Here is a 16,816-nt window from a genome sequence, read left to right on the forward strand (position 1 = left end):
ACGGCGCGAGGACCAGGCGGGTGCGGGCGGCAGCGACCGCCGCGGGCGCGGTGGGGGCGGTCGGGGCACTGCTGGGCGGCTGCTCGGACGGCGGCGGGAGCGGCGCGCAGGGACGGCCCGCGGGAACGTTCACCCCCCGGCCGGTCCCCTCCCCCACCGCGGGCGGCTTCGGGGCCGGGCCACCGCTGGACGCGGCCCGGGTCCCGCGAACGGCCGCGGAGGCGCGGGCGGTTGCCGGGCGGATCATCGCGGATCCGGCGCTGTTCGGGCGGGAGGTGCGCCGCGACAGCCCGTACGAGAGCGACCCGGCGGCCTGGCCGGTGCTGGACGTGGACTGCGTGTGGCGGATCCGGCCGGTGCCGCCGGACGTGCTGGCGAGCGTCACCCGCTACTACCGCATCCCGGCCGGTCCGGGCCGCGCCGGGACCCGGCTGACGGCCACGGTCACCGTGCACCGGACCGCCCGTGACTCGTCGTGGGAGATCGCCCGGGCCATGGAGGAGGTGATGCGCTGTCCCGCCCAGGAGCTGCGGGACGGCGAGCGGCTCGGCTCGCTGTTCACCTCCGCGCTCCACCTGGCCGAGCAGAACAACGACTGGGCGCAGGACGCCTTCACGGAGACCGGCGACTTCCACGACCGGACCGGCGGCCCGTACCCGTACATCTGGGCCGAGGGGAAGTACGGGCCGGTGACCGTGGCGGTGTCGGTCCGCGGCGCGCGGGGCGTGCCGCGCGGGGCGATGGCGGGCCTGGTGGCGGAGGGGCAGACGTGGATGATGCGCCGGGCCCAGCAGGCGATCGGGAGGGTCTCGTGATGGAACCGCTGCTGCCGACGGACCCCTCGCGCATCGGCGGTTACCGGCTGCTGGGCCGGCTGGGCGCGGGCGGCATGGGGGTGGTCTACCTGGGCCGGGCGGAAGGCGGCGGGTTCGTCGCGGTGAAGGCGATCCGGGCGGAGTACGCGGAGGAGGCGGACTTCCGGGCCCGTTTCCGGCGGGAGGTGCGGGCCGCGCGGCGGGTGCGCAGCCCGTACGTGGTGGCGCTCGCGGACGCCGAGCCGGAGGCGGAATCGCCGTGGCTGGCAACGGAGTTCGTGCCGGGCCTGTCGCTGGCGGAGGCGGTCGGCGGGCACGGGCCGCTGCCGGTGCGGACGGTACGGGTGCTGGGGCTCGCGCTGGCCCGCGCGCTGGCCGCCGTGCACCAGGCGGGCCTGGTGCACCGGGACGTGAAGCCGGCCAACGTGCTGCTGGCGCCGGACGGGCCCCGGCTGATCGACTTCGGCATCGCGCGGGCCGCCGACACCACCGCGCTGACCTCGACGGACATGATGGTCGGCACACCGGGGTTCCTCTCGCCGGAGCAGGCGCAGGGGCGGCGGGCCACGGCGGCGAGCGACGTGTTCGCGCTGGGCTGCCTGCTGGTGTACGCGGCGACCGGGCGGGCGCCGTTCGGGGCGGGCCCGGTGGACGCGCTGCTGTACCGCACCGTGCACGACGAACCGGACGTGTCCTGGGCGGAGTTGGGGGACGCGGAGCTGGCGGGGCTGCTGCGCGTCTGCCTGGCGAAGGACCCGTACGACCGTCCGACACCGGACGCGTTGGGCGCGGCGCTGGCGGAGGGGGGCGGGGGCTACGGGGGCGGTGTTGCCGGGTACGCCGGTGGCGGCTGGCTGCCGGAGCCCGTCGTCGCCGCCGTCGCGGCGCGGGCGGCGGAGTTCCTCGCACTGCCGGACATCGAGGCCACCGTCGCGGAGGGCCGGGCCGGGTGGCCGGGGCGCCGCCGGTTCCTGCTGGCCGGTGCCGGGGCGGCGCTGGCGGCGGGCGGGGGCACGGCGGCCTGGCTGGGCCTGCGCCCCGGGCGCGGAGCCGCCGGGCGGGGGCCGCGGCGCTGGGCGATCGGGGTGCACGCGGACCTCTCGGGCCCGGGTGCCGCCGTCGGGCGGGCCCAGGAACGGGGGGTACGGCTGGCGGTGGAGGCCTTCAACTCCCGGCGGGAGCGCCCGTTCACGCTGTCGGTGGTGACCGCCGACGACCGGGGCGAGGGCGCGCGGGCGCCGGGGGCCGCCGTCGCGCTGGCCGGCGACCGCGACGTACTCGCGGTGATCGGTCCGACCGGCGACGCCTCCGTGTACGCCTCCCTCGACCGCTACGGCGAGGCCTCGCTCCCCCTGGTGACCGTCTCCGCCGCGGGCTCCGGCTACGGGCTCGCCGACCGGCGCGCACTGCTCCAGGCCTGCCCGGTCGCCGCCGCCCACGCGGAGGCGGTGAACCTGCAGTTCGTGGCCGGGGGCACGGTCCGTCGGCTCGGGGTGCTGTGCGACCGTTCCGGTGACTCCCCCGCCTGGGAGACCGCGTTCCTCGCCGACCTGTCCGTCGGCGACTACGTGCCGGAGGCCACCGCCCACCCGCGGGTGGTCCCGCGCGGCGAGACGGACTACGCGCCGGTCGTCGAGGACCTGCTGGCCCGGCGGCTCGACGGCTTCCTGTACACGGGGGCCCCGCCGGGGGCGGCCCGGGTGGCGCGGCTGCTGCGCGCGGCCGGTTTCGCGGGGCCGCGGATCGCCGACTACCCGTCCATGGGGCCGGAGTTCCTCCGGCTGGCCGGCCCGGACGCGGAGGGCTGGCAGTTCTTCGCGCCGTACACCGGGCCGGAGGCGCCCGAGGCCGCGCCGGTCACGGCCGCGCACCGCCGTCGGTACGGGTCTGCGCCGGCGCACTGGACGGCCGAGGCGTACGACGTGACGCTGATGGTGGCCGACCGGCTGGCCCGCCTCGCGGCGGGCGGCGACCGGCCGGGCCGGGCGGAACTGCTGGCGGGCCTGGCGAAGGGCACGTACCGGGGACTGCTCAGGGAGTACGCCTTCGACGGGGCCGGCCGGATCAGGGGCACCGCCTCCTTCCTGCACCGCGTCGAGAGCGGCCGGGTCCGGTACGTGGGCCCCGCACCGGCCCGACCCCGGGGCCGTCCGACACCGGGCGGGGCGAAGCGGGCGGGGCCGGGCGGGGCCGTGCGATCTGAGCCGGGCCGAACACCGCCCCAACCGGGCGGGGCGCGGCCCGAGACGGGCGGAGCACGGCCCCAAGGGGGCGGGGTACGGCCCGAGACGGCCGGGGCACGGCCCGGGACGGGCGGGGGCGAGCGGTCCGCGCCCGGCGGGGCGGAGCGCACGGCGCAGGGCAGGGCGGGCCGGCCGGCGGCGGGCAGGACGGGCCGGCCGGCAGTGGGTGGGGCGGTGCGCTCGGCGCTCCGCGGACCGGGGCGGGACTAGAGCATGCGGCCGCTGCGGGTCGGGGACCCGTCGTCGGTGGGCGGGTACCGGCTGCTCGGGCGGCTGGGCGCCGGAGGCATGGGCACGGTGTACCTGGCCCGGTCGCCCGGCGGCGCCCTGGTGGCGCTGAAGGTGATCGCCGCCGGGCACGCGGCGGATCCGGAGTTCCGGCGTCGCTTCCGGCGCGAGGTGGCACTGGCGCGCCGGCTGCGGGGGCGCTGGCTGGTGCCGGTGGTGGCGGCCGATGCGGAGGCGCGGGAGCCGTGGCTGGCCACGGTGTACGTGCCCGGTCCGTCGCTCGCGGAGGCGGTGGCGGCGTACGGGCCGCTGCCGGCGGCGACCGTACGGGTGCTCGGCGCGCGGCTCGCGGCGGCGCTGGCGGAGGTGCACGCGGCGGGGCTGGTGCACCGGGACGTGAAGCCGGGCAACGTACTGCTGGCCCCGGACGGGCCCCGGCTGATCGACTTCGGCATCGCGCGGGCCGTGGACGCGACCGCGCTCACCGCCGCGGGAGCGGTGGTCGGCACGCCCGGGTACCTCTCGCCCGAACAGGCGCGGGCCGGCGGTCCGGCCGAAGTGGGGCCGCCGGGCGACGTGTTCGCGCTCGGGTGCCTGCTGGTGTTCGCCTCGACGGGACGGGGGCCGTTCGGCGGCGGGAACCCGGCTGCGGTGGTGTTCCGGACGGTGCACGAGGAGCCCGAACTGGCGGGCGTACCGGCCGGGTTGCTGCCGCTGGTACGGACGTGCCTGGCCAAGGACCCGGCGCTCCGGCCGTCCGCGCGCGAGCTGTGCCGGGCGCTGGGCGGGGAGGAGGACGGGGAGGAGAGCGGGGCCGGGGGCGCGGAGCGCCCGGCGGCGATCGGGGTGCGCCCTGCGGACGGAGTCCGCCCCACGGACGGAGTCGGCCCGGCGGGCGGCACGCCCCAGGAGAGCGCGGCGCACCCAAGGAGCGGGGCGCAACCGGCAAGCGGGGCCCACCAGGAGAACGGGCCACACCCCGCGGACGCCCCGCGCCCTGAGGACGCGGCCCACCCGGAGAGCCGAGCCCACCCGGCCCCCGGCGCGCCCCCGGGAGACCGGGCCCGCCCGGAGGACGGGGCCCGCCCGGAGCACGGCCCACGCCCGGAGGACGAGACCCGCCCGGAGCACGGCCCACGCCCGGAGAGCGGGGCCCACCCCGCACACGGCGTGCCCTCGGAGGCCGACGGAGCCCGCCCGGGACACGACCCACGCCCGCAAAGCGGGGCCAACCCGGGGAACGGCCCGCGCCCGGAGAACGGGGCCCACCCCGCACACGACACGCCCCCCAAGGACGGACCCCGCCCGGCACACGGCCCACGCCCGGAAGGCAGGGCGCACTCGACGGACCGGGCGCACCCGGAGGACGGCGCCGAGACGGCGGACCGGGCACGCCCGACGGCCCGGGTGCGCCCGGTGGCCCCGGTGGCCGGGGAGCCCCAGCGGGAGGGCCCGCCCATGACGGACGAAGAGCGCCCCGCAGACGGAGCACGCCCCGCGGCCACCCCAGCCCCTGCCGACGCTGAGCTCCCGGTGGACGCTGCACACCCCGCGGACGCCGCAGCCCACGCGAACGCCGCTCCCCCCACGGACGCCGCGCTCCCGGCGGACGATGAACTCCCGGTGGACGCCGCGGCCCTCGGGGACATCACACACCCCACGGTTACCGCGGGCCCCTCGGACACTGCACTCCAGGCAGGCGGTGTACACCAAGGAGATACCGCGACCCCGACCGACACCGCATACCCCTCCGACCCTGCACGCCCCACGGACGCTGCACGCCCCGCGGACACCCCACCCCCCGCCGGTGCCGCCGCGGGCGGCGGGGACGGCGGGGACGGCGCGGGCGGCGGGGGCGGGTGGCTGCCGGCGCCCTTGCCGCAGTTGATCGCGGAGCGGGCGGCGGGGGCGCTGGCCTTGCCGGTGCCGGAGCCGACGGCCACCGGCCGGCCGGCGCGGGGCCGGCCGGCCAGGCGGCGGCTGCTGGCGGCCGGCGGGGCAGCCGCGCTGGCGGCCGCCGGGACCGGGGTGTGGCTGGCCACCCGGTCCGGGGGCACCCGGTCCGGCGGTACGGGCCGTGCAGCGCCGCCGACCCGCACGGTGGGTTTCCACGCCGACCTGAGCGGGCCCGGCGCGGAGGCCGGGCTGGCCCAGCGGCGCGGGGCCGAGCTGGCGGTGGAGGCGCACAACTCCCGCACGGACGCCGCCTTCCGCCTGTTGCTGCGGGCCGTGGACGACGCGGGCGAGCGCGCGCGGGCCGCGCGGGCGGCGGCCGGGTTCGCGGCCGACCCGTCCGTGCTGGCGGTGCTCGGGCCCAGCTGGGACGCGGCGGCGGAAGAGGTGGCGGCGCTGTACGACCGGGTCCGGCTGCCGGTGCTGCTGGTGTCGGCGGACGGGCGGGTCGCGGCGGGCACCCGTTCGGTGTTCGCGACCCGGCCGCCCGGCGGGATGCTGGCCGTGCCGCTGGCCCACTACCTGGCCGGCGCCCGGCCGACGTCGCTGACCGCCGTGGTGCGCGACGCGGCGGGCGGCACCCCGGCCCTGGAGGTGGCCCGGGCGATCGACCGCGAGGAACCGGTGCGTGGAGCTGTGACGACCCATCAGATCATGCTCCGCGACGCGGACTTCACCGGTACCGCCCGCTCGGTGGTCGCCGGCGGCGCGGCCGGGGTGGTGTACGCGGGCACCTCCCCGGCCCGCGCGGCCCTGCTCGCGAGGGCGCTGGCGCGGGAGGGCTTCCGGGGCCCGCGGGTGGCCCCGCAGTACGCGATGGGGCCGGCGTTCCTGCGCGGGGCCGGGGCGGCCGGGGCCGGCTGGGTGTTCGGCGCGCACTTCGCGGATCCGCTGGCGCTGCCGGGGGCGCAGGGATTCGTACGGGCGCACCGGGCCACGTACGGGGTGCCTCCCGGGCGCTGGGCGGTGGAGGCGTACGACGCCGTGGGCCTGCTGGCGGCCGCGCTGGCCGGAGTCGGGGCACGGACATCCGCCGGGGTCGGGGCGCATACGTCCGCCGAGGTGCGCGAGGAGCTGGCGGGACGGCTGCTCCAGACGTCCCACCAGGGCGTCGCGGAGCGGCTGGAGTTCGACCCGGCGACCCGGGCCCTGCCGTACCGCCGGGGCTCGTACCTCTACCGGGCGGAGGGCGGCGCGTACCGGTTCCTCGGGGCGTACGACCGGGTCCGGGCCTGACGGCGCGACACCGGGGCGGCCGGACGTGGGGTGGTCTCCGTGTATACAGGGAGGAGGCAGCACATATCGGACGCAGCGGGAGGAACCTCATGGCGCAGTTCGACGAGCCCCTGATCGTCGTCGGTGTGGACGGGTCGAGCCACTCCAAGGAGGCGCTGCGCTGGGCGGCGGGCCAGGCGAAGGCCGTCGGCGGGCGGGTGGACGCCGTGATGGCGTGGGAGTGGTCGCGGAACCCGTTCGACCTGGGCGTCCCGGCCACCGACGACGAGGACACCGAACTGCTCACGGCGGAGGAGGCCGCCCGCCGGATGCTGCTGGAGGCGGTCGGGGACGCGCTCGGCCCGGACCCGGGGGTGCCGGTCACCAAGCGCGTGGTGCAGGGCCCCCCGGCGCAGGTGCTGGTCGAGGCCTCGGAGAAGGCGTCGCTGATCGCCGTCGGCACGCGCGGCTACGGCGGCTTCAAGGCTGCGGTCCTGGGCTCGGTGAGCCAGCAGGTGGTCCAGTACGCCCGCTGCACCGTGGTCGTGGTCCGCCCGGGCGCGACCGCCTGACACCGGCCGCGGCCCTGGCGCACGCGCCGGGGTAGCGTCCTCCCGGTGAGCACCTCTCCCGTGGACCGCATACCCGACGGCCCGACCCGGCGCGCCCGCGCCTTCATCGGCCCACACGGCGTGCGGGTCGCCGTCAAGCCGGTCGATTTCGAGGCCGGGAGGGAGCCGACCGCGGTCCCCTACGCGTTCATGGTCGGCCCGGCCGGTGAGTTCGGCATCCAGGGGTACGCATGGGCGCCCCTCCACGCGACCGCGGAGGGCCGGGTGGAGTCGGTCGCCCTGCCGTACGACGCGTCCCCGTCGGCGAAGCAGGTCACCCGGCTCGTCGGCGACGAGGTCGACGGCGTCGACCTGAGCGGGCACGAGCCGCCGCGGGAGGTGCGGGGCCTGGCGGACACCTGGTGGCGGGGGCCCGACTCGCTGGTGGCCCTGTACACGGGAGAGGCCACGGCGATGGCCTCCTCCCGAGGCCGCGTGGCGCCGGTCCACTCCGGCCTCGACGACCGGCGGCCGCGGGGGAACGGGGACGCCGATGCCTGAGGCCGCGGAGCCGTCGGTCTTCGAGTCGGTCCGCTACTCCGGCGAGTGCCGGGAGTGCGGGGCGGCGGGGCTGGAGTGCTGGGGCGTGCAGGCGCTGGTGGACGGCCGGTTGCGGTGGGACGTCGAGTCCCGGTGTGCGGCCTGCGGGGACGCCGTGGCCGCCTGCGGCGGGGAGGTGCCGGCCGAACGGCGGGAGCAGCTGCTCGCCGAACACGGACCGGCAAGGCTGCGGGTCGACACCCGGGGGGCGGCGGCGCGCGTCACCGTCATGCGGGTCCTGCGCGCTGAACTGGGCCTGGACCTCCCGTCCGCGAAGGCTGCCCTGCACGACGTCCTGGCAGGCGCCCCCACCGGCACCCTCCCGGAAACGGAGCGCCTGGCCCGCGCCCTGAGAACCGCCGGCGTCCCGGCCACCGCCGTCCGCCCCTGAGCTTGTTCTTCATGGTCTGGCCTGGTTGCGTTCGATGATGGTCTCGGGCCGTCTGGAGCGCGGAGGTTCCGAAACCCCCGCCGGACGCGGGCTGAGGCGAGCCGGCCGGGCTCAGCGCACTTCTCCCGCGGACGGCGGAGGCCCTCGGCCAGCGGACGGGCCAGACGAAGCAGGGCGTGCGCGGTGACGATCAATCAGGTTCAGCGGTCCGCTGCGCCGGGGGCGCGGAGCTTCGGACGGGCCCAGCTGAGGGTCTGTGATCATCCGGAAGGTATGTTCCAGATCGAATCTCCTCAGGAATCCTGCCAGACACCTCAGGGCCTTGACTCGTCAAGTCGCCTGGGCGTGGCCCCTGTGTAGCCTGTCGATCTGTTCGAACGAGCAAGGGGGACGCCGGGTGGACACCGACGGCGCGCATGCTGCGATCCAGCTCCCTGAAGGGAACTGGTGGGACTGGGACGTGATCGCCTGGGACGGCGGGCAGCTCAGGCTTGCTGCCGGCTGCGACCTGGCATACCACCATGGCCTGGAACTGGTCTTCGGCGATCCGTTCTTCGTCTGCTGCCCAGCGGCGTTTCACGATCCGATCTTCCGTGCACCGACCACGGACGAGGTCCTCAGAGTCACGCGTCAGGTCGGCGAAAGGCCACCCGTCGTGGTCGCCTTTGAGGCCGACGCGGGCGGGCAGGAGCCGGTCTCTTGCCTGATCGCAGCCGAGCGGTTCGAGGTCGTCCAGGAATCCGTCCTGCGGTACTGGCGCGAGGATGTGGGCCCAGATCAGCGCTTCGCCTCCTGGGTGCGGTCCCCGGACCAGCAAGCTGCCTCTGGCTAGGCGGCCGCTGCCACGCGGCGGACCTGTACGGCGGTGACTTCGGCGACATCGTCCTCGGGCCGAACCGGAGAGCGTCCAACAGTCGGCACCGTGACGTGCGCCCCGACTCAAGCGCGGCAGCGAACAATGGCCGGCCGGGAATCATCAGGAGCTGGTCCCGGCCTCGGACGGCCTTGGTTGTGGTTCGGTGGAGGTCGCACCGAGGCTGTGGATGGGCGGCCATCAGTGGACCGACGCTCTTGGCGGTGCGGTGCGGGCGTACGGTTCTGGTCCGCTGCAACGCCGGCTACAACCGTTCCGACCTGGTGAGAGCGCATACCCTCATCGAGCTGGGTCAGACCGCAATGACGGCGATCCAGCTCATCCGGGCAAAGCGGTCGCCCTGGTCCTTGAATAATCAGATCTTCGTGGAGTACCTGACCACAGGCCTCGATGTTGCCTCTCTCCTGGTCGGCCTGGACACACCACTACCGTGAGATGCCATCTGCTTGGGGCGGGCCGTGCTGGCGTGTGAGGATCCGCCTGTGGAGTGTGATGTGTGCGGACAGGCGTTGTGGCGGTGGCCGGTGCCGCCGACGGCATGGGATGAAGAGATCTGGTCCTGTTCGTGGTGTCATGCGGCCACTCATGTGGGCGGCGAGTGGTTCGAGATCTCGCGGCCGCCCTATCTACCCATGGAGATGCGTTGGGAGAGGGCTGTCGCGGATGGCCTTCCCGCCGGTGTCTCCCACGCGTTCGGCGTCTTCGACAGGACACTGTGCGGGATTCAGGAAACCGGCATGTCGCCGTCCGACCACTGGTGGCTGCCGGAAGGGGAAAACGCCTGTGGAGCCTGCCGGGCAGCGGCGGATGTCATCGATGACCGCTGGCCGCAGGCGATGAGAGGCGAAGACGCGCGGGTCAGTGTGGCCCGCCGGCTATGAGTCCTTCCAGTTCGGAGTCGCCTCTCGGGTGAGCCGGCGGCTCATCAGGTCGATCATCGCAAGGCGGATCATCGCTTCGGAACGGTGCGGATGAGTTTCGTAGTCACGAGCCAGTCGGCGGTGGTTCATCAGCCAGCCGAAGGTCCGCTCGACCACCCAACGCCGCGGGATGACCTTGAATCCCTTCTCACCCGGGTCGCGTCGGGCGATCTCAACATCGATGCCCAGAGCGGCACCGTGGTCGATGACCTTGGTCCGGTAGCCGGTGTCGGCCCAGGCCTGGGTGACGCGGGGGTGAGCCTCACCCCAACGGTCCCACGATTGCAGGGCGCAAACAGGGTGAGCTGGGGCGCCTTGGGATCAGACAGGAACGAAGGGACCCAAACGGACCTGCGTCCGCCGTCCCCCGCCACAGGAGCCGCAGCAGCAGACGGAAAGCCCAGACGCCCCCGCAAGACGGGCATCCGTTCTGCCGCCAAACAACCCCGGTGGGACAGAACGCTCTTCGAGTAGGGGTGTCGATACGTCCCGTCAGGGCGTGGACGGAGTGACCGGGGGGAGGTGGCGTGTGGAGGCGCGCGGTGCGGACCGGGCCCTGCACCGCGCGGTGCCCCTCAGCCCTGGCACCCGGCACGCCACTCGTACGTCATGGCAGCCGTCTCCACGACTTCGCTGGGCCAGGTCTCCCGAACCTGATCGAGTCGCCCTTGGTGCTCACGGATCCAGGTATCCGGCGGATCGATCTCCAGCATGAGGCTCAGGCGGTCGGGGTCCTGGAGCGTGAGCGACAGCGTGCGGTCTTCATGCATGTAGAGGCCGAGACTCAGGCCCCGGTCGCCACCGACGGACGCAGACCCGCCCGGCGCGAGCCGGGTCAAGTCGGCCTGCCAGGTGTCGAGGTCCTGCTGGAACAGGTAGACCTCCAGCCTGGCGTCCACGAAGCTCGCGGAGACCAGGACGTCGGCCTGCAGGATGTCGTGACCGGTCAGCACCCCGGGCTGATACCGGCCGGTCACGCGGACGACGCAGCGATTGCCGGCGGCGTCTGCCAGGTCGATCAGGTGCACCGGGGCCGGATCTGTCACCGCAGGGCTCGCTCTCTCGTCGGGGGCCGGGCCTGCATCCTCTCGCTTCCTCGAGCGGGCTTGCCGGTCGGGGCGGCCTGCTCGCGCATTCCGGCCACGGTGCCTTCCGCGGGCGTTCGTCCGCGGCAGGTCTCAGGGGGTGGGGGTGGTCAGGTCGGAGGGGTCCGTGTTGGCGCCGCAGAGGATGACGGCCGTGGGGGTGGGGGTCGGGGGGAGGGCGGGGAGGGCGGCGTACGCGGTGGCCGCGGCGTGTTCCACGGCCAGGCGGTGGTCCTCCCAGAGCCGGTGCCGGGCGCGGACGATGGCCTCGTCGGTGACCAGTACCGAGTCGACGTCGGGGCTCTGGGCCGCGTGGAGGGCGTCGAGCGAGACCCGCCGGGCACCCAGCGCGTCCGCAGCCACCGAGGCCACCGGCACGTCGACCGGGCGGCCGGCCTCCACGGCGGCGTTCAGGGCGCGGCAGTTCTCGGGCTCGACGACCACCACGCGTACGCCGTGCTCCCGGGCGGCCGTGGCGATGCCGGCGAAGAGGCCGCCGCCGCCCGCGGACACGACGACGGTGCCGAGCCCCGGCAGCGCCTGCCGGATCTCGTCGAGGAGGGTGCCGGCTCCGGCGGCGACCAGCGGGTTGTCGTACGCGTGGCTGACCAGCGCGCCGCTCAGGGCGGCGAACTCCTGGCAGGCGAGGGCGGCTTCGCCGTACTCGGAGCCCTCCAGCCGGACGTCGGCGCCGTAGGAGCGCAGCTTGTCGACCTTGACACGGGGTGCGGTCTTCGGGAGGAAGACCGTGGCGCGTACGCCGGCCCCGCGGGCCGCCCAGGCGCAGGCGAGGCCCGCGTTGCCGCCGGAGGCGATGGTGACGCCCGCGTCGGGGAGGCTGCCGGCCTCGCGGTGGGCGGAGATGAAGTTGTGGGCGCCGCGGGCCTTGAACGAGCCGGTGTGCTGGAGGTGTTCGAGGGCGAACCAGAGGTCCGGGCCGGCGGGGGCCAGGGCGACGGGCCGGACGTGGCCCGCGATGCGGTCGGCGGCGGAGCGGATCTCGGCGTACGACAGGGCGGTCATCGAAGGTCCTCCTGGTCGGGGGCGGCCTCCCGGCCGGGGGCGGCGGGGTCGGGGGCCGGGCCCGTGGGGCGGGCCGCGGCGATGAGCTGGCGCAGGGCGCCGTAGTACACCTCGTGGTCGGTCAGGGCGGGCAGCATCTCGGCCGCGTGACCGGACAGGGCGGGGAACTCGGCGGGGTCGAGGGCGGCCAGGGCCGCGCGGGAGGCGTCGGTGGCGGCCCGGGGGTCGCGGTGGTCGACGAAGGCGGCGCTGCCGAGGGTCAGCAGGTACATCCGGCGGTACGCGGTCATGGCCTCCGGCGCGGTCATGCCGGCGGCGAGGCTGTCGGCGATGGCCGGCTCGACCAGCCGGGCGAGGAGGTTGCGGCCGAGCCAGGGCCGGGCGCCGCGCAGGACCAGGAGTCCCGGGTGGGCGGTGAGGAGGGCGTACAGGCCGGTGAACCGGAGCTCCGCGGCCTCGGCCCAGGGGGTGCCGGGCGGCACGTCGGGGAGGCGGGCGGCCAGGTGGTCGGTGCAGAGGTCGAGGAGGCCGGCGAGGTCGGTGCAGCGGCGCTGCACGGTGGCGTGCGAGACCTCCAGCCGGTCCGCGAGGGAGCGGAAGCTGAGTGCGGCGGGGCCGTCTTCGTCGAGGATCCGCAGGGCGGCCTCGGCGATGGCCCCGGGGGTGGCGCGGTCAAGGGCGTCGGAACGGCGCGGCATGAGATACACCGTAACATACGGCGTATCAGGCGGTCGGTCTCCGTGCGGCGGCCGACGGGCCGGGCGTGGGGGGCCGCGCGCCGGCCGCCGGCCCGGCGGGGGCGGGCGGAGCCGGTCAGTGGGGGCGCCGCGCGCGCCGGGACCGCCCGGGAGGGGCCGGTCCGTGCGCCCCACGCCGGCCCGGTGTGGGGGGGGCCGTGCGCCGGCCGCCGGCCCGGCGCGGGGGCCGGAGCCGGTCAGTGGGGACGCCGCGCGCGCCGGGACCGCCCGGGAGGGGCCGGTCCGTGCGCCGAACGGGCGAAGCCGGGGTCGGCGGAGGTCAGGCGAGGGGCTCGCCGGGGCAGGTAAGTGCACGGTCGGGTGTGGGCCTGAGGGCCGGCCGCCCTCGGCACGGGCCCCGCGGGTGCGGGTCGGCGCCGCGGGCCGGGGCCACGGACCCCCACGGCGAGGGCAGGTGCACGGGCCGACGCGCCGGGGCCCGGGCGACGGCCGTACGCACGGCGAGGGCAGGTGCACGGGCCCACACGCAAACGGCGGGGCCACGAGGTCCCGCCGCCGGACGGATGGGCCGCGCAGGCTGTCCCGGACGGCTGGGCCGCGCAGCGCCGTCCCGGAGGGGCGGGGCACTGGGGTCGGGTCGGAGGGGCGGGGCGGGTGGGGCCGCCGGGACACGAGGCGAGGGGACGAGTGGTGGACTGGCTGCGGGAGCACGTTTTCGCCCCCTACCCCGAGCTGTTGATCTTCCTCACCGTCGCCGTCGGCTTCCTGATCGGCCGCGTCCGCTACAAGACCTTCGCGGTCGGCGCCGTGACGGGCTGTCTGGTCGCCGGCCTGCTGATCGGCTCGCAGGTGCGGGTGCCGATCGAGGGGCCCATCCGGTCGGTCTTCTTCCTGATGTTCCTCTTCGCGCTCGGCTACGACGTCGGGCCCAAGTTCTTCCGCTCGCTGCGCCGCGACGCCCTCCCCCAGGTCCTGCTGACCCTCGTCGTCTGCGTCGGCGGGCTGCTCTGCTGCTGGCTGCTGGCCGAGCTGCTCGGGTACGGGCCCGGGCTCGCCGCCGGCCTGCTCGGCGGTGCCCTCACCCAGTCCTCCGTCATCGGCGTCGCCGCCGACACCCTCGCGAACCTGCCCGGCCTGACCCCGGCCCAGGCCCAGGACGAGGCGCACCTCGTGGCCATCGCGTACGCGGTGACGTACCCCCTCGGCACCGTGCTGCCCGCGATCCTGCTGCCCACCCTGCTGCCCCGGCTGCTCCGTCGGGACCTCGCGGCCGACTGCGCGGTGCTCGCCGCGGACCTCGACGAGGCGGCCGACCCCGACCTCGACGCCGGGCGGGGCTACTACGAGCACGTGCTGCGCGCGTACGACGTGGACGTGGACGGGTTCGCGGGCCGCAGCATCGGCGAGTTCGAGGAGGAGCAGCGGGAGCTGGACCGGCGGATCTACATCACCCGGGTGCGCCGGAAGGGGACCATCATCGACCACGACGCGGACACCCGGCTGCGGCTGGGCGACACCGTGGCCGTCAGCGCCATGCGCGGCGACCTGGTCGCCTTCGACGCCCGCACCCACATCGGCTTCGAGTCCGACGACATGGAGCTGCTCGGCTACCGCACCGCCACCCTGCACATCGTGCTCACCGGGCACGGGCTGGACGGGGTCACCGTGCGGACGCTGCGGCACGAGCCGTTCATGAAGGGGGTGTTCATCGTCAGCCAGCTGCGCGCCGACTCCGAGCTGCCGCTCGGCCGCGACAACGCGCTCCGGCGGGGCGACACCCTGGTGCTCACCGGCCCCGAGCCCCTGGTGGAGTCCGCGGCGGAGCGGCTGGGCAAGGCGGTGCCGACCACCGCCGCGACCGACATGGTGTGGATCGCGACCGGGCTGTTCCTCGGCGGCTGCATCGGCATCCCGGCCCTGCACGCGGCCGGCGCGCCGGTGTCGCTGTCCACCTCCACCGGCGCGCTGCTCGCGGGCCTGGTCTTCGGGTACGTACGCGCCCGGCGCCCCACCTACGGCAACCTCCCCTCGGCCGCCCAGTGGCTGCTGGGCACCCTGGGGCTGTGCATGTTCGTCACCGTCGTGGGGCTCAACGCCGGGCCGACGTTCGCCTCCGGCCTGTCCGAGGCCGGCTGGCCGCTGCTGCTGGCGGGCGCGGTCGGGGCCACGCTGCCGCTGTTCCTCGGCTTCCTCTTCGGGCACTACGTGCAGCGGATGCCGCTGCCGATCCTGCTGGGGGCGCTGTCCGGGGCGCAGACCACCACGGCCGCGATCGGCGCCCTGAGCGAGCGCGCCCGCAGCCAGATCCCCGGCCTGGGCTGCACCGTCCCGTACGCCCTGGGCAACGTGCTGCTGACCCTGTGGGGCTCGGCGATCGTCCTCCTCACGGGGTGACCGAGGGGACATCCACCCGTTGGGACCCTTTCCCCAGCTCATAGGGTTGTATTTCATGATGAAAGTTGACACTTCATTACATGCGCCGCTGGACTGAGGGCACGACGGAACGTCAGCACGCCCCCACTCCAAGGAGTCATCCGTGCCGCACCGCCTGCGCGCGCTGTCCGGCGGCCTCACCGCCGCGGCCCTGCTCACCCTTCCCCTCGCCGCCACCCCCGCCACGGCGGACGCCCCGGCCCCGGCCGACGCCCCGGCGCCCGTCACCACGATGGCCGGGAAACCCCCCATGGGCTGGAACAACTGGGCGCACTACATGTGCGACATCGACGAGGCGAAGGTCGTCGCGAACGCCGACGCGCTGGTCGCCTCAGGGCTGGCGGACAAGGGCTACGACACGGTCACCGTGGACGACTGCTGGATGGAGAAGTCCCGGGGCCCGGCCGGCGAGCTGGTGGCCGACCCGGTCAAGTTCCCCCACGGCATGGCCTGGCTGGGCGAGTACCTGCACGCCAAGGGGCTGAAGTTCGGCATCTACGAGGACACCGGCTCCCTCACCTGCGAGCGCTACCCCGGCTCCGGCCGGCCCGCGGGCGGCGGCCCGGACCACTTCACCCAGGACATGGCGCTGTTCGCCTCCTGGAAGGTGGACTACATCAAGATGGACGGCTGCAACGTGTGGGTGGCCCCCGGCCAGACCAAGGAGGCCGCCTACCGCGAGGCGTACGAGGCGGTGGCCGAGGCCATCCGCGCCACCGGCCGGCCGATGGTCCTGTCGGCCTCGGCGCCGGCGTACTTCCAGAACGGCGAATGGGGCAGCCCGGCCTGGTTCTCGGTGCTCGGCTGGGTCGGCGGCACCGGCCAGCTGTGGCGCGAGGGCCGCGACATCCAGGTGTACAAGCCGAGCGCACCGGCCACCTCGCGCTGGAAGTCCGTGCTCGGCAACTACGGCTACAACCGCTGGCTGGCCCGCTACGCGGAGCCCGGCAACTGGAACGACCCCGACTTCCTGATCGCGGGCGCCCCCGGCCTCACCGACGAGGAGGGGCGCAGCCAGGTCGCCCTGTGGGCCATGATGGCCGCGCCGTTCATCCTCTCCTCCGAGGTCTCCCAGCTGACCCCGGCCGGCCTCGCGGCCCTGGGCAACGAGGACCTGATCGACCTGGACCAGGACCCGCTGGGCCGGCAGGCGGGCATCGTCTCCACCGACGGCGCCACGGACGTGCTCGCCCGGCCGCTGGCGGGCGGCGCCCGTGCCGTGGCCGTCCTCAACCGCACCGAGTCGGCCCGCCCGGTCACGGTGAACCTCGCCGACATCGGCCTCCCGTCCTGCCGGGTCACCGCCCGTGACCTGTGGACCGGCGCCACCTCCACCGCCCGCACCCGGCTGACCGCCACCGTGCCCGCCCACGGCACCGCCGTCTGGCGGCTCACCCCCCGCGGCTGCGACCCCGCCGTCCCGACCGGCCAGATCACCGGCAACGCCATGGCCTGCGCCGACGGCGACCACACCACGGGCGCCGGCACCGTCGCCCTCGTCCCCTGTACGGGCGGTGCCGACCAGCGCTGGGCCGTGCACCCCGACGGCACCCTGCGCCTCGGCGACCGCTGCCTGACCGCCGCCGACGGCACCACCGTGGCCCTGGCCGCCTGCGCCCCCGGCTCCACCCCGGGCCAGCGGTGGCAGGCGCGCCCCGACGGCACCGTCACGGACGGCGCCTCCGGCGCCTGCCTGGACGCCCCCACCGGCACCGAGACCGGCCCGCTGCGCCTGCGCCCCTGCGGCCACCACCTCGTCAACCAGGCATGGGCCCTGCCCGTCTGAC

General features: G+C 75.8%; 13 protein-coding genes and 3 pseudogenes. 11 read left to right on the forward strand and 5 right to left on the reverse strand.

Features of this window, described 5'->3' with window-relative positions:
- The first annotated feature begins 20 nt into the window (after nucleotides 1-20).
- From ACIQUR_RS02430 to ACIQUR_RS02460, 7 genes and pseudogenes are all read left to right on the forward strand, one after another.
- Complete coding sequence (locus ACIQUR_RS02430; protein ID WP_403656968.1) at nucleotides 21-815, forward strand: hypothetical protein; 795 nt, start codon at nucleotides 21-23, stop codon at nucleotides 813-815.
- Entirely contained in the window at nucleotides 815-3,268 is a 2,454-nt protein-coding gene (locus ACIQUR_RS02435; protein ID WP_403657965.1) for an ABC transporter substrate-binding protein, read from the forward strand. Before ACIQUR_RS02430 ends, ACIQUR_RS02435 begins: the two co-directional genes overlap by 1 nt.
- A gap of 3 nt (nucleotides 3,269-3,271) precedes the next feature.
- Nucleotides 3,272-4,064 (forward strand): annotated as a pseudogene (locus tag ACIQUR_RS02440) (serine/threonine-protein kinase); the annotation flags it as partial.
- A gap of 68 nt (nucleotides 4,065-4,132) precedes the next feature.
- A complete protein-coding gene (locus ACIQUR_RS02445) occupies nucleotides 4,133-6,475 on the forward strand; it encodes an ABC transporter substrate-binding protein (protein WP_403657968.1) in 2,343 nt (780 codons plus the stop codon).
- 89 nt (nucleotides 6,476-6,564) lie between these two features.
- Complete coding sequence (locus ACIQUR_RS02450) at nucleotides 6,565-7,026, forward strand: universal stress protein (RefSeq protein ID WP_403656971.1); 462 nt, start codon at nucleotides 6,565-6,567, stop codon at nucleotides 7,024-7,026.
- A gap of 45 nt (nucleotides 7,027-7,071) precedes the next feature.
- Nucleotides 7,072-7,566, forward strand: coding sequence for a hypothetical protein (locus ACIQUR_RS02455; RefSeq protein WP_403656974.1), 495 nt, complete (start codon nucleotides 7,072-7,074; stop codon nucleotides 7,564-7,566).
- Nucleotides 7,559-7,996, forward strand: coding sequence for a hypothetical protein (locus ACIQUR_RS02460; RefSeq protein WP_403656977.1), 438 nt, complete (start codon nucleotides 7,559-7,561; stop codon nucleotides 7,994-7,996). Before ACIQUR_RS02455 ends, ACIQUR_RS02460 begins: the two co-directional genes overlap by 8 nt.
- A 56-nt stretch (nucleotides 7,997-8,052) precedes the next feature.
- On the opposite strand, the pseudogene ACIQUR_RS02465 reads toward ACIQUR_RS02460, so the two are convergent.
- Nucleotides 8,053-8,299: pseudogene (locus ACIQUR_RS02465) on the reverse strand (transposase); the annotation flags it as partial.
- 94 nt (nucleotides 8,300-8,393) lie between these two features.
- On the opposite strand from ACIQUR_RS02465, the gene ACIQUR_RS02470 reads away from it, so the two are divergent.
- Complete coding sequence (locus ACIQUR_RS02470; protein ID WP_403656980.1) at nucleotides 8,394-8,828, forward strand: hypothetical protein; 435 nt, start codon at nucleotides 8,394-8,396, stop codon at nucleotides 8,826-8,828.
- A gap of 536 nt (nucleotides 8,829-9,364) precedes the next feature.
- Nucleotides 9,365-9,751, forward strand: a complete 387-nt coding sequence (locus tag ACIQUR_RS02475) for a hypothetical protein (RefSeq protein WP_403656983.1) — start codon at nucleotides 9,365-9,367, stop codon at nucleotides 9,749-9,751.
- On the opposite strand, the pseudogene ACIQUR_RS02480 reads toward ACIQUR_RS02475, so the two are convergent.
- The 4 genes and pseudogenes from ACIQUR_RS02480 to ACIQUR_RS02495 form a co-directional block, all read right to left on the reverse strand.
- A pseudogene (locus tag ACIQUR_RS02480) lies at nucleotides 9,746-10,048 on the reverse strand (transposase); the annotation flags it as partial. The gene ACIQUR_RS02475 and the pseudogene ACIQUR_RS02480 sit on opposite strands and share 6 nt — an antisense overlap.
- Before the next feature lie 317 nt (nucleotides 10,049-10,365).
- Nucleotides 10,366-10,818 carry a DUF5959 family protein gene (locus ACIQUR_RS02485; RefSeq protein ID WP_403656986.1) on the reverse strand — a complete coding sequence of 151 codons (453 nt, stop codon included), beginning with the start codon at nucleotides 10,816-10,818 and terminating at the stop codon, nucleotides 10,366-10,368.
- Between the two features lie 150 nt (nucleotides 10,819-10,968).
- Nucleotides 10,969-11,898: a serine/threonine dehydratase gene (locus tag ACIQUR_RS02490; RefSeq protein ID WP_403656989.1), complete on the reverse strand. Its 930-nt coding sequence runs from the start codon at nucleotides 11,896-11,898 to the stop codon at nucleotides 10,969-10,971.
- Nucleotides 11,895-12,596: a TetR/AcrR family transcriptional regulator gene (locus tag ACIQUR_RS02495; RefSeq protein WP_403656991.1), complete on the reverse strand. Its 702-nt coding sequence runs from the start codon at nucleotides 12,594-12,596 to the stop codon at nucleotides 11,895-11,897. The genes ACIQUR_RS02490 and ACIQUR_RS02495 overlap by 4 nt, the downstream gene beginning before the upstream one ends.
- 687 nt (nucleotides 12,597-13,283) lie before the next feature.
- On the opposite strand from ACIQUR_RS02495, the gene ACIQUR_RS02500 reads away from it, so the two are divergent.
- Complete coding sequence (locus ACIQUR_RS02500; RefSeq protein WP_403656994.1) at nucleotides 13,284-14,990, forward strand: aspartate:alanine exchanger family transporter; 1,707 nt, start codon at nucleotides 13,284-13,286, stop codon at nucleotides 14,988-14,990.
- A gap of 142 nt (nucleotides 14,991-15,132) precedes the next feature.
- Nucleotides 15,133-16,815 (forward strand): ricin-type beta-trefoil lectin domain protein, encoded by a 1,683-nt coding sequence (locus ACIQUR_RS02505; protein WP_403656997.1) that lies wholly within the window; start codon nucleotides 15,133-15,135, stop codon nucleotides 16,813-16,815.
- The last annotated feature ends 1 nt before the right edge of the window (nucleotide 16,816 follow it).

The sequence above is a fragment of the Streptomyces sp. NPDC101132 genome (assembly GCF_044759225.1).
Classification (GTDB): Bacteria; Actinomycetota; Actinomycetes; order Streptomycetales; family Streptomycetaceae; genus Streptomyces.